This window comes from Bacteroides sp. QWL-09 (assembly GCF_058683585.1).
In genome coordinates, this window is record NZ_CM178748.1 from 209,091 (window position 1) to 221,523 (window position 12,433).

General features: G+C 41.7%; 13 protein-coding genes and 1 pseudogene. 4 read left to right on the forward strand and 10 right to left on the reverse strand.

Annotated elements, in window-relative coordinates:
* Positions 1-2: 2 nt before the first annotated feature.
* From AC4PG5_RS00885 to AC4PG5_RS00905, 5 genes are all read right to left on the reverse strand, one after another.
* Positions 3-581 (reverse strand): hypothetical protein, encoded by a 579-nt coding sequence (locus tag AC4PG5_RS00885; protein ID WP_492029620.1) that lies wholly within the window; start codon positions 579-581, stop codon positions 3-5.
* Positions 582-584: 3 nt separating this feature from the next.
* A complete protein-coding gene (locus AC4PG5_RS00890; RefSeq protein WP_492029621.1) occupies positions 585-1,088 on the reverse strand; it encodes an RNA polymerase sigma factor in 504 nt (167 codons plus the stop codon).
* 135 nt (positions 1,089-1,223) lie between these two features.
* A complete protein-coding gene (locus tag AC4PG5_RS00895; protein ID WP_492029622.1) occupies positions 1,224-2,111 on the reverse strand; it encodes a vitamin B12 dependent-methionine synthase activation domain-containing protein in 888 nt (295 codons plus the stop codon).
* The gene (locus AC4PG5_RS00900; RefSeq protein WP_492029623.1) at positions 2,108-3,448 is read right to left on the reverse strand and encodes a dihydroorotase; all 1,341 of its coding nucleotides are present in this window, start codon (positions 3,446-3,448) and stop codon (positions 2,108-2,110) included. Before AC4PG5_RS00900 ends, AC4PG5_RS00895 begins: the two co-directional genes overlap by 4 nt.
* Complete coding sequence (locus tag AC4PG5_RS00905) at positions 3,445-4,188, reverse strand: polyprenol monophosphomannose synthase (RefSeq protein ID WP_492029624.1); 744 nt, start codon at positions 4,186-4,188, stop codon at positions 3,445-3,447. The genes AC4PG5_RS00900 and AC4PG5_RS00905 overlap by 4 nt, the downstream gene beginning before the upstream one ends.
* Before the next feature lie 167 nt (positions 4,189-4,355).
* Between AC4PG5_RS00905 and mfd the strand changes: the two genes are divergently transcribed.
* Positions 4,356-7,736 (forward strand): transcription-repair coupling factor, encoded by a 3,381-nt coding sequence (gene mfd, locus AC4PG5_RS00910; protein ID WP_492030656.1) that lies wholly within the window; start codon positions 4,356-4,358, stop codon positions 7,734-7,736.
* Between the two features lie 22 nt (positions 7,737-7,758).
* Here mfd and AC4PG5_RS00915 read toward each other — a convergent pair whose 3' ends face one another.
* On the reverse strand, positions 7,759-7,986 hold the full coding sequence (locus AC4PG5_RS00915; RefSeq protein ID WP_492030774.1) for a hypothetical protein: 228 nt from the start codon (positions 7,984-7,986) through the stop codon (positions 7,759-7,761).
* Between the two features lie 113 nt (positions 7,987-8,099).
* Here AC4PG5_RS00915 and AC4PG5_RS00920 point away from each other — a divergent pair.
* Positions 8,100-8,258, forward strand: a pseudogene (locus AC4PG5_RS00920) (DUF3873 family protein); the annotation flags it as partial.
* Positions 8,259-8,349: 91 nt separating this feature from the next.
* On the opposite strand, the gene AC4PG5_RS00925 reads toward AC4PG5_RS00920, so the two are convergent.
* The 4 genes from AC4PG5_RS00925 to AC4PG5_RS00940 form a co-directional block, all read right to left on the reverse strand.
* A complete protein-coding gene (locus AC4PG5_RS00925; RefSeq protein WP_492029625.1) occupies positions 8,350-8,967 on the reverse strand; it encodes an STM2766 family helicase-associated protein in 618 nt (205 codons plus the stop codon).
* A 4-nt stretch (positions 8,968-8,971) separates the two neighbouring features.
* Positions 8,972-10,954 (reverse strand): STM2767 family DEAD/DEAH box helicase, encoded by a 1,983-nt coding sequence (locus AC4PG5_RS00930; protein ID WP_492029626.1) that lies wholly within the window; start codon positions 10,952-10,954, stop codon positions 8,972-8,974.
* A 154-nt stretch (positions 10,955-11,108) separates the two neighbouring features.
* Positions 11,109-11,426, reverse strand: a complete 318-nt coding sequence (locus tag AC4PG5_RS00935) for a hypothetical protein (RefSeq protein ID WP_492029627.1) — start codon at positions 11,424-11,426, stop codon at positions 11,109-11,111.
* Between the two features lie 30 nt (positions 11,427-11,456).
* Positions 11,457-11,654, reverse strand: coding sequence for a hypothetical protein (locus AC4PG5_RS00940; protein WP_492029628.1), 198 nt, complete (start codon positions 11,652-11,654; stop codon positions 11,457-11,459).
* Positions 11,655-12,075: 421 nt separating this feature from the next.
* On the opposite strand from AC4PG5_RS00940, the gene AC4PG5_RS00945 reads away from it, so the two are divergent.
* Together AC4PG5_RS00945 and AC4PG5_RS00950 are read left to right on the forward strand one after the other, a co-directional pair.
* Positions 12,076-12,213 (forward strand): Fic family protein, encoded by a 138-nt coding sequence (locus AC4PG5_RS00945; protein ID WP_492029629.1) that lies wholly within the window; start codon positions 12,076-12,078, stop codon positions 12,211-12,213.
* A gap of 12 nt (positions 12,214-12,225) precedes the next feature.
* Entirely contained in the window at positions 12,226-12,402 is a 177-nt protein-coding gene (locus tag AC4PG5_RS00950) for a hypothetical protein (protein ID WP_492029630.1), read from the forward strand.
* Positions 12,403-12,433: the final 31 nt, after the last annotated feature.

Sequence of the window (12,433 nt, forward strand, 5' to 3'; positions counted from 1 at the left end):
GGTTAGTCTTTTATTTCTTTTATCTCGTTAAGGTTTCGTTTAATGGATTGAATCTTTGTCATGAACTTGTGTTGGTAAACCCATAAGATCAAGGGTAAACTGCCTAGCCAGAGGACACCGAACAATAGGATGGCAAAGAGGCCGTATTCCCAAATTCTCCAATTGATGAATGAGAAGATGGCGATGCCTAAGATGAAGAAGATGCTGATGAGCCGTTCTCTGATCAACCAACATTGATAACGGTTGATTCTCTTGATCACCTCGATCAGCGGCATTTCGTCTATTTTAGTCCTTTTGAGGTAATAGGCCGTAAACACATCCCAACACAGAGCCGGTATCAAGGCAATGAGGATGATGAGATAAGCGGTGCTGAACATGTGGCTCATAAACCTCTCCATGAGTAGAATACCAACAATGGGAATGGAGAGTAAGATGATCTTGATGTTGAGCAAAGCGATCGCATCGATCTTTTTACCGGTACGTTTAATGATCCGGCTAATCTCTGTGCTACTGATTAACTCCTTGTCTTTAAGGTGCTCATCAAGGGCATTCCATGATTTCTTAAGTTCGTCCAATTCCATATATTAGTTCTCCTCTCTTTTCATTTTTTTTAGTTTGTCTTTGATGCGGCTGATCTTTGTGCCGACATTTGTTGTGCTGAGTCCGGTGATTTCTGCTATTTCTTCGTAGTTCTTTTCTTCGAGATAAAGCAAGATAATCGATTTGTCTAATTGGCCGAGCTGATTGATCATGTGATAAAGCTGTTTCAGCATTTCGTTTAAAGGATCCGACTCTGCAATGGTGTGGTCGGCCTCGTGTGTTAACGTGATCAGCTCAGGCGTATTCTTCTCTTTGCGAATAAAACTGATGCAAGTGTTCAGAGCAATTCGATAGATCCATGTGGAGATCTTACACTCTCCCCTGAATTTGGGAAAGGCACGCCAGATATTAATGATGACATCTTGGTAAAGATCGTCCAATTGAACCGTCGGTGTGGTGTATAAGTAGCATACTTTATAGATCACACGCTCATATTCCCGGATGACCCCAAGAAAGTCTTGCTCTATCTTATCTTTTTCTTCTTTCACCTGTCGGCCCATTGAGTTCTAAAATTGCTTTTATTTAGTTAGTCGTAAGATCAAAAAGAAAATCACACGATAGACTCTTTTTTTTTTCAAAAAGGAGGAGCTATGGTGTGATCGTTTTGGGGTTACTGTTTGGGGTTACTGTAGGTTGGCCGCGAGAAACTTTCGCATCTCTTCGGGCGACTTTCCACGACGGCGGGCATAGTCTTCCAACTGATCGGTGCCGATCTTTCCAACGGAGAAGTATTCGGAAGCCGGATGGGCAAACATTAAGCCACAGACCGAAGCATGAGGATTCATGGCTCCGTTTTCGGTGAGGGTAATACCGATCTGCTGCATGTCGAGCAGTTCGTCCAATAGGAAGTTGACCGATTGATCGGGTAGCGACGGGTAGCCCACCGCCGGACGTATGCCTTGATATTTCTCGGAGAAGAGTTCGTCGATGAGCAGATCTTCCTCCTTGGCATAGCCCCAAGCTTCTTTCCGTACATATTCGTGCATCTTTTCGGTTGCGGCTTCTGCCAATCGATCCGATAGGGTCTGAACGAGTAGATGTTTATAGGGATCGTTCTTAAAGAGTTGTTCCATCTCGTTATGGATGCTCGATGCAAAGACGCCCACTGTATCGGGAATACCCGAAGAAAGGGGGCGCACAAAATCGCTCAGGCAAAGGAAAGGACCGTCTTCACGCTTCTGAGCTTGTTGGCGGAGTAAAGGGAAATTTACCCCGTCCAAGATCAGATTGTCGCCGTCGGAATTGGCGGTACAAAGCTTGAAAACCGTTTGAACCTCATAATCTTGGTCGAGCAGATTGAGCATGCGGTTGGCCTCTTTGAATAGCTGCATGGCTTCTGAAGCCTTGGGACGGTCGTTGACGTCGAATGCGGTGAGCCATGATGCTTTACAAACATCACAGCCGTGTACTCTCGATATGCTGGCAAAGCGTGGCTGAAAGCCCCACGCATGGAAAAAATAGATCCAGTTAATGTAGGGACTGACCTCGTGTATCTTATACGTTAATCTCATCTGAATATTAGTTCTTGTCCGTGACCATGGTTATTAATTGTTTCGTCCGAGTATAACGGTCGACCGTTGATAAATGTTTGATCAACTTTCCAATTAAATGTAGTTCCTTCAAGAGGACTCCATTGACATTTGCTCTGAATGTTTCCTTTGGAGACCGTCCAAGGATGATCAGGGTGGAGAAGAACTAAATCGGCTTGATAGCCTTTGCGAATGAATCCGCGGTTACGGATGGCATAGATGAGTGCAGGGGCATGACACATCTTTTGAACGACAGTCTCTATGGAGACGATGCCGCGAGTGACGAGTTGTAGCATGCTGACCAACGAGAATTGAATCATCGGCATACCGGAAACGGCTTGCAAGGCACCGCCTTCTTTCTCGCTGAGAAGGTGAGGGGCGTGGTCGGTAGCGATGGCATCGATGCGTCCATCGTTCAAGGCTTGTAGTAGAGCCTCTTGATGCGAACGTTCTTTAATGGCAGGATTGCATTTAATCTTTGCCCCATAGCGTGCATAATCGTCCGATGAGAAGATCAAGTGAGGAACGCACACCTCGGCTGTGATCTTTTTCTCCGATAGTGGCTTCGAGGAGTCGAATAGAGCCAACTCGTCCGCGGTCGATAGATGCAGGATATGTAGTCGCGCATTGGCTTCTGTGGCTAGTTTTACCGCCAACTCCGATGAACGTAGACAGGCTTCTGCCGAACGAATATCGGGATGGTGGTGTAAAGGGACCTGATCGCCATAGATCGCTTTATATTTCTCAGTATTGGCTTTGATGATGCTCTGTTCTTCGCAATGGGTCGCAATCAGTAAATCGGTGCTCTTGAAGATGTTGAGCAGGCTGCTTTGGCGGTCGACCAGCATGTTACCGGTGCTCGATCCCATAAAGAGCTTAATGCCGCAAACCCGATGAGGGTTCAACTGATCGAATAGTTTATAGTTTTGATTGGTTGCTCCAAAATAACAAGAATAGTTCACGACCGATTTCTCGGCCATCAACTCGAACTTCTCTTCTAACGCATCGAGGGTGATGGTTTGAGGATTCGTGTTGGGCATATCCATGATGGAAGTGACCCCACCTGCCGCTGCCGCTCTACTCTCGCTTTCGAAATCCGCTTTATGAGTCAGCCCCGGATCGCGGAAATGAACATGCTCATCGATCGCTCCCGGAATGAGGTAATAGCCTTTGGCTTCAATGACGTCTTGACAAGGAACCGATGGCTCCTGATCGGCCGTTAGAATTTCGGCGATGACTTCTCCTTCGATGACTACAGAGCCGACGAACTGTTGGCCTTCGTTAACGATATGAGCGTGGCGGATGAGGGTACGTTTCATGATTTCTGCGGGTATTTATGGAATAGACTATATAATTTGAGTTTGATGACTCCAAATACGGCTTCACCAAAGATACTGCTGTTCATCTTTGACGTTCCAAGTTCGCGGTTGATGAAGATGACGGGTACTTCAATAATCTTAAAACCACATTTGTAGGCCGTAAACTTCATCTCGATTTGGAAGGCATACCCCTTGAAACGAATGCCGTCAAGGTTGATGGTCTCTAAAACTTGACGACGATAACACTTAAATCCGGCTGTGGTGTCTTGAACCGGCATGCCGGTGATGATACGCACATATTTTGAGGCAAAATACGACATCAAGACGCGTCCCATAGGCCAATTCACGACATTCACTCCACTGACATAGCGTGATCCGATAGCCACGTCGCCTCCCTCTTCGGCACAAGCTTTATAGAGTCGTGGAAGATCGTTGGGGTTGTGACTGAAGTCGGCATCCATCTCGAAGATATAGTCGTAATGGTGTTGTAACGCCCATTTGAATCCGGCGATGTAAGCGGTTCCAAGTCCCAGCTTTCCGGTACGTTCAATCATGAATAATCGTTCGGGGAATTCGGTTTGTAAGCCTTTCACGATAGCTGCCGTGCCATCGGGCGATCCATCTTCAATGACTAGAATATGGAAAACCTTTTCAAGATTGAAAACTGTGCGAATGATGTTTTCGATATTTTCCCGTTCGTTGTACGTTGGGATAATAATGACGCTATCCGATGTATGCATGTGTATCGATGAATTTTAGTACAAAAGTAACGCTTTTCTACTACTTTCAAAACGATCGTGTGGCAAAAGTAAGGATTATTTCGTACTTTTGCCTTGTTTTTTAAGATCCGGTTTCACTGAACGTTATCCGGCTCATTGGCCGGGCGGATCGAGGACAAATTATGCTTATGACAATTCACCAACTGCAACAACAATATGCTGCTCATCCGAAGGTTACAGCATTGAAGCAAACGCTCAACAACGCTTCTATTCGACATATTTTTTGTGAGGGGTTATGTGCCTCTGCCGCTTCTTTTGTTTCGTCTGTTTTGATGAAAGAGGCCGATCAACCTTTTCTCTTTGTTTTGGGAGATTTGGAGGAGTCGGGCTATTTCTATCACGATCTCATTCAAGTGCTTGGCACGGAGAAGGTGTTGTTTTTCCCTTCTTCTTTCCGACGAGCCATTAAATACGGTCAGAAGGATGCGGCCAATGAGATTCTGCGCACCGAAGCTTTAAGCCGATTGCAAAAAGGAGAGAAGGGGTTGTGTCTGGTGACTTATCCGGATGCGTTGGCCGAAAAGGTGGTTTCGCATCGTGACTTGGACGATAAGACCTTGAAGCTTCATGTCGGGGAACGGGTCGATACGCGGTTCATCACCGAGGTGCTGCAAGGTTATGGCTTTGAATATGTCGATTATGTCTACGAGCCGGGTCAATATGCCGTGCGTGGAAGCATCATCGACGTCTATTCGTTTTCGTCGGAGTATCCTTACCGTATCGATTTCTTTGGCGATGAGGTGGAGAGTATCCGAACCTTTGAGGTCGAGACCCAGTTGTCGCGTGAAAAGAAAGAATCGATTGTCATTGTGCCCGATTTAGCCGTCAACAGTAAAGAGGTGGTCTCGTTTTTGGAGTTCATCCCTAAAGATACGGTCTTAGCGATGCGCGACTTGCTTTGGTTGCACGAACGTATTCAGGCGGTTCACGATGAGGCTTTGTCGCCGCAGGCCATAGCTGTGCAAGAGGCTGAAGGAAGTCGCGATTTACTATTGGCCGGGAAGTTGATCGATGGAGCGGAGTTTCTTCGTCAGGCTCTAGCTTTTCGTCGGATGGAGTTTGGGAATAAGCCGACCGGTGTTCCTGAGGCACAAGTGCGCTTTGAACAGGCTGTGCAACCTATTTTCCATAAGAACTTCGATCTGGTGGCTTCTTCGTTGCTCGATTATCAGGAGAAAGGTTATACCATCTACATCTGTAGTGATAGCTTGAAGCAGACCGAACGAATGGCTTCTATCTTCGAAGATCGTGGCGATCGGATTCATTTTACGGCTGTAGAACGGACGTTGCATGGGGGATTTGTCGATCATCATCTCAAATGGTGTGTCTTTACCGATCATCAGATCTTTGATCGTTTCCATAAATATAATCTAAAGAGTGATAAAGCCCGGTCGGGCAAGGTGGCCCTCTCGTTGAAAGAGTTGAATCAGTTTGTACCGGGTGATTATGTGGTTCATACCGATCATGGTATTGGACGCTTTTCGGGTTTGGTGCGCATCCCTAATGGGGATACCACTCAAGAGGTCATCAAACTGATTTATCAGAATGAAGATGTGGTCTTTGTTTCTATCCACTCGCTTCACAAAGTCTCGAAATATAAGGGAAAAGAAGGAGAAGCGCCTCGCTTGAACAAGTTGGGTACAGGAGCGTGGGAGAAGTTGAAAGATCGCACGAAGTCGAAGATTAAAGATATTGCTCGCGATCTGATTAAGCTTTATGCGGAGCGTCGTGAGGAGAAAGGGTATGCGTATAGCCCGGACAGCTTCCTTCAAAAGGAGTTGGAAGCCTCGTTTATCTATGAGGATACGCCCGATCAGAGTAAGGCAACCACCGATGTCAAGGCGGATATGGAACGGGAGCGTCCGATGGATCGTCTGGTCTGTGGTGATGTGGGCTTTGGTAAGACGGAAGTCGCTATTCGTGCCGCTTTCAAGGCAGTGGCCGACAATAAGCAAGTGGCTATTCTAGTGCCTACAACCGTTTTGGCCTATCAGCATTTTCAGACGTTTAAGGAACGGTTGAAGGGATTGCCTTGTCGGGTCGACTATCTGAGTCGCGCTCGTACGTCGGCTCAATCGAAGGCGGTGCTTAAAGGTTTGAAAGAGGGTGAGGTGAATATTCTGATTGGTACGCACCGCATCTTGGGCAAGGATGTGCATTTCAAAGACTTGGGACTGCTCATCATTGATGAAGAACAAAAGTTCGGGGTCTCGGTGAAGGAAAAGCTACGCCAGTTGAAGGTCAATGTCGATACGTTGACGATGACGGCCACTCCGATTCCGCGTACGTTGCAGTTCTCGCTTTTAGGAGCCAGGGATCTGAGTGTGATCTCGACTCCGCCACCCAACCGCTATCCGATACAGACGGAACTTCATACGTTCAATGAGGATGTGATCATCGATGCCATCAATTTCGAGATGAGTCGCAACGGTCAGGTGTTCTTTGTGAACAACCGTATCTCGAACTTACCGGAACTGCAAGCGATGATTGAACGTCGCATACCCGACTGTCGTGTGGTCATTGGTCATGGACAGATGGAGCCGGCGAAGTTGGAACAGGTGGTCTTCGACTTCGTGAATTATGATTATGACGTACTGTTGGCCACCACGATCATTGAGAGTGGAATTGATATTCCCAATGCAAATACGATCATTATCAATCAGGCACAGAACTTCGGATTGAGTGACCTGCATCAGATGCGTGGCCGCGTGGGACGAAGCAACAAGAAAGCGTTTTGTTATCTGCTTTCCCCTCCTTTGAGTACGTTGACACCCGAAGGTAAACGTCGACTGCAAGCCATTGAGAACTTTAGCGATTTGGGCAGTGGCATTCATATTGCCATGCAGGATTTGGACATTCGTGGAGCCGGTAATCTACTTGGCGCCGAACAGAGTGGGTTTATCGCCGACTTGGGTTATGAGACTTATCAGAAGATTTTGAATGAAGCGGTTCGCGAACTGAAGACTCATGAGTTTGCCGATCTATATGCCGAGGAGGTGAAAGGTGAAGGAGCAGTGACCGGGGAGTCGTTCGTCGACGAATGTCAGGTGGAGAGTGATCTGGAACTGTTACTTCCGGCCGACTATGTGACGGGAAGTAGCGAGCGAATGTTGCTCTATCGTGAGTTGGATAGCTTGGTGCTAGATAAAGAAGTGGAGGCTTTCCGTATGCGACTAGTCGACCGTTTTGGTCCTGTTCCTCGCGAGACGGAAGAGTTATTGCGCATAGTCGCTCTACGGCGTTTAGCTACGCGATTGGGCGTTGAGAAAATCTTCTTAAAAGGAGATCGAATGACTTTGTTCTTTGTTTCTAATGCCGAGAGTCCGTACTATCAGAGTCAGGCTTTTGGTAAAGTGATCGATTATATGATGAAGTACACTCGCCGATGCGACTTGCGTGAACAGAAGGGTAAACGTAGCATGGTTGTGAAGCAGGTCACCAATGTTGAGACTGCGGTCAGCATTCTGTTGGAGATTGTTGCCTTGCCGGTGAACGAAGGAAATCATTGAGAGTGAGGCGTTCCTTCGATTTTCAACGCTCGGCCTCTTCAAGTTCCCGCCCTTTCTTGTCATTAAAGTCAAGTTGTTGTTGTCCTCCATAAGTCTTTATCCAATTTTTAGCTTGTTCACACAGAGACTCTACATTATCAACAGAAAAGGCAACTCCGAAGTTCTTAACTTCTCTAAATCGACCATGTGCTTTGTCCACGACAACTATGCTGACAGAGCCAGAACGGTTCTTCTTTTTACGTACAAACATGATACAAAGGTATGCGTTTTTTGTATGCGTCACCCAAAGTCACCCTATTTTTTTTCAGTTAACTACTTGATTATCATTGTTAGCTATATGATGGTGCAAAAAAGTGATGAAGTCAGGAGAAGTATTTGCAATGTTGTTTAGGAGCGTTCAGAGGGCAGATTTATTACCAGTATGATTATCGCCATTTCAATGGCAATTTGTTTTCTACTTTGGCTAAAACGCTTGAAGAATGTCGCCGACGGCGGGACGAATGGCTTAAAACTCAAAAGTAAAAAGGAAATCCGGCAGGAGAAATCCAGCTGGACTACTTTCTTTCGTGAGCTAAAGCGGGAAAGAAAGTAGCAAAGAAACCGTTTTTGAGAGTTAATCTGAAATATAAGAGCATTCGGTATTTATATTCTGCATATCCTCAAAATATTGACATGTAATAGCATTATTTAATCCAATCTTAAAAGTTCCATAAGTAGAATAATTAACATCTAAATGATGCAGAGGATGTAATTTGCCATTTGCTCGTTCTATGTCATAATCATACCTTATATATGATGGTTCAAATTGAAATATTTCTTCTAACAGAAATAATCCAGAAGAATCAATACCAAAAGGTTCTATGTAAAAATCAATTAATGAAGGATTTATTAGAAACTGTTCATTATGTAAAATCGAAATTACAGCTGAAATACTTTTAGAATCTACTTCTCTGCCGGAGTAAGATGTGATACTAGTAATTTTGTCCTCATCAAATAATACATTAAAAGGAAAAGAGACACTAAAGTACTTATCTTCTTTGTAAAAAAATAATCTATTCATTTTTTCAATAACAAGTTTCATATTACTAGATGATGATATTTGCAACTCATAGTCTAATAATAATATACGAGCTGATAATACTAATAATCTAGCATAATCTACTTTATTTCTTAAAGGAGAAAATAAATATTTCTCCTGAAATGGCAATATTTTACGTTCTACGGTCTTCACCTCGTTATCGCATAATATACTTGAGGTTGTCTTTTATAAAAGCGGAAAGAGTCTCTTCTTCACTCTCTAACATATCCATTTGTTGAGTAAGTTGGAATAGTTTATCGTGATATTGCTTGTCTATTTTTAGATTTCTAAATATTTCCTGCATTAAATCATAATGAGATAGCTTCTTTAAATTATACTTAAATCTAGTTCTTATTTTTTCTTTTTCTTTCTCCGTAGGCTCTTGAATTACCATTTTTTTATCACGAATAATTTGTTTTAAACCATTAACCATGCCATTGGTCAAACTTTTCGGTTGTATTAATAGAAAAGACTTTATAAATGAGCGAGTTAGCATTGTATAAATAGAATTTCTATAACTAGGATTATTGATTATTTTTTTAGTAACACATATTACAAATGGAAATTCTAATCCTTTAACATTGTTTCTGTTACTGATAAGCACTGCGTTTGGTAATTTTTCTTTAGTCTCATATGCTTTATTTACTTCCCAGCCAAAATGTTCTTGAATTTTAACATCTATAATATCAGCTAGTTTGTAGACATCTTTGTCTTGATCCAAAAGAATAATACCAATATCATCTGGTTGAACTGTTGAATTTTCTTCGACTATTTCCTTTATGAGGCGAATAATCGTTTCCGAAAAACTTTTTGTTATTTCAACTATTTTTATACTCTCAAAATCTTCGTCTAAATCCTCAAAACGTCTAAGAGGTTCTCGGCTTAAGTGATACATAGCCCGTTCTACCTTAACATTGTATCCACAATCCTTCCATTCTTTTTCTTCAAGCCATCTTAATTTATTCTTTTCAAATAATCCCATACCAAGCGCATGGGCAAACATTAAAGTTTTAGGGTCTGTTCGATAACATTTACCTAATAAGAAATTGGGTTCTATAGTATTTGATATATTTTCATCAAAAATGCTTTGGAAAATATCTCCTGCAACGTAAACATTCTTTTCTGTTACCAACTCACATAATTCAAAGAATGTTTCATCAAAGTCTTGACTTTCATCTATGAACATATAAGTAAAAGCATATTTCATATCATCTGAATATTTTTCCTTTATTTCTTCAATAGCTAGTTTGCAAGCTCTACTAAAAGACATTTGATATGAAAAACGGAAAAATGGAATTTGATAAAAAGCACAAATATATCTATAAGCTCCTGAATTAACCAATGAGCCTGATCCCCATGCATTGGCACACCATAGTCTTCTTTCCCATTCTATTTGTTGTTCTACTTTCATAAAATTAAAGAAAGAAGGAATCCTTTTCTTTAAATTATCAGCCAAAATTTTATTATGGCAAGTGAAGAATATCAATGAGGAGCTATCATTAATATATAAGTCTTTCAGCTTGTGTAATAATAACTCTGTTTTCCCTGTTCCAGACAACCCTTGTATCGTTATTCTTTTACTTTTCGGCTCCTCATATATAAAACGAGTTTGATCTCCATCGAATAACTGTATTTTTTGTTTGACTTTATCTAAAATTGTAGTAGGAACATCTTCTTTTACTCTTTCGACATCATTTATACTACCAATAAATAACGAAATGACTAGATCTAATTTCTTTTTTTCTTTCTCATCTGTTAGTTTTAAACTCGTAAAAAAATCATCTATACTAGAAATGTTATTTAAATTAAATGATTCCAATAATACAGTTTTCCATTTTCTTGGTCTTCCTATAATATCCTTATACAGATATTTATCAGAAATCGAACCGATATCTTCAAGAACATCTTCTACATAATCTTGATATTCATCTGTATATCCATAGTCAATTATTGCTATTTTATTTTTGGGAGATAACACAATTAATGCTTTGGAATACTTATAGGAATATTTTTGATCTGTAAGAGGACGATCTAAAACATAGATCAGTTTCTTATTTGCATTTGCAAAATCTTTCAGCTCTTGTATAAATGTTGAATTTAGCGAATTCTGTTCGGCTTGCAAGTAAAAGTAGCTACTCATTATTGTTCCAAATTTTTAATTAGATAAATTATGTTCCAAATTCAAGTATAACTTGATTGATAAAATTTCCACTTAAATTGAATACAAAGATAATTCAAAAGAAGCATCAAGAAAAAAAATCTCAATGCTTCTTAACACATTCATTCAAAAAGGATTATTCTTCTTCCTTTCTATTATCATTGTTGAATGAAAACGTAAGCTTGTTAGTAAGGAACGTGAACAGATAGCCATAAAGTGATGTCTCATCGATACTTAGGCGCTCTCCGATGTTTTCTTCAAGCAGAACCCAATCATCGGTATGTTCTTTTTGACTCCATTCTCTAAAGCCACTTAATACGTCTTTGTAGGTTCTTTCGATTTTGTCACCATCTTCCTTAAAGAAGGGCTCCAGTGAACGGGCTGTCACTGGGTATGTATCCAAATATTTTTTTAAGGTCACCTTTGTGTTGCAACATCTTCTTGCAGTTGCCACAATCCTCAGATATGCAATGTATTCGTCACGTCATTCGAGCCAAGTCAATGTCTTGGCACGTTCATCGACCGAAGCTTTCTTGGATTCGTCAAACTTCAGAGGGTTGAGGATCCGTTCAGACTGAATCTCAATTGCCTTGGCATAGGTCTCAGCATTTATCTTCTTGGCAGTGGCGTTTATCTCTGGCACCAGATAGAGTTGAAGACCTTCCTTCCTTCTTTCTCGCACCTTTATAATACATGTCGAGATAGACGCTTACAATGAAGTGAACCGGAATGGCTAACTAGCCCATTGATATCTACTAAAATAGTGGATGGATAAGATACGGTGCTTGTGCCGCTGAGGTACGGTGCTTGTATCCGTGAGGTACGGTGCTTGTATCCGTGAGATGCGGTCGTTGTGTCGCTGAGATGCGGTCGTTATAGCGCTGAGGTGCGGTGCTCGCGATTGCAACCTACAATCAGAGTAGTATTTCCAGTATAATAAGGATTAAGACTTTATGCAGTTTAAAAGGGCTATCAATACCGAGTATAAGACAGAAAATGTCCTAAGCTTGTCCTAAGCCTGTCCCAAGTTTGAAGCGCGATATATACCTATAGCAGAGCAAATTATTTCGTATTGTTCAGAGCCTCGTTCTATTCAAGACATAATGGAAGTTGTAAGACAAACAAACCGAAGTAGATTCAAAAATAATATTATGAATCCTTTATTAGAGGCTACTATTCTAACAATGACTATTCCTAATATTCCCAATAGTCCACTACAACAATATGTAAAAACAACTTAAAATATTAATGATATGGAAATCCAAGAAAACAATTTTATAGAAGAAGATAATACAATCTCAACATCACCACCTATGGACGTGATTGCTTTCAATGAATTAAGGTCAACATCTGATATTGTTAGACTACTCACAAGCGTTGCAGATGGTCGATCTTACACCATCTGCAACACTTATCTGCAACGTGTTTAAAACGTTTGAATTCAATAATTTAAGACCTGTT

What these genes read in the sequence shown, in the direction of transcription:
- AC4PG5_RS00895 (WP_492029622.1), bottom strand. Translation starts at nt 2,111, where the DNA reads ATGAGATTAACGTATAAGATACACGAGGTCAGTCCCTACATTAACTGG.
- AC4PG5_RS00930 (WP_492029626.1), bottom strand. Translation starts at nt 10,954, where the DNA reads ATGAGTAGCTACTTTTACTTGCAAGCCGAACAGAATTCGCTAAATTCA.
- mfd (WP_492030656.1), top strand. Translation starts at nt 4,356, where the DNA reads ATGACAATTCACCAACTGCAACAACAATATGCTGCTCATCCGAAGGTT.
- AC4PG5_RS00950 (WP_492029630.1), top strand. Translation starts at nt 12,226, where the DNA reads ATGGAAATCCAAGAAAACAATTTTATAGAAGAAGATAATACAATCTCA.
- AC4PG5_RS00905 (WP_492029624.1), bottom strand. Translation starts at nt 4,188, where the DNA reads ATGCATACATCGGATAGCGTCATTATTATCCCAACGTACAACGAACGG.
- AC4PG5_RS00915 (WP_492030774.1), bottom strand. Translation starts at nt 7,986, where the DNA reads ATGTTTGTACGTAAAAAGAAGAACCGTTCTGGCTCTGTCAGCATAGTT.
- AC4PG5_RS00945 (WP_492029629.1), top strand. Translation starts at nt 12,076, where the DNA reads ATGGAAGTTGTAAGACAAACAAACCGAAGTAGATTCAAAAATAATATT.
- AC4PG5_RS00900 (WP_492029623.1), bottom strand. Translation starts at nt 3,448, where the DNA reads ATGAAACGTACCCTCATCCGCCACGCTCATATCGTTAACGAAGGCCAA.
- AC4PG5_RS00885 (WP_492029620.1), bottom strand. Translation starts at nt 581, where the DNA reads ATGGAATTGGACGAACTTAAGAAATCATGGAATGCCCTTGATGAGCAC.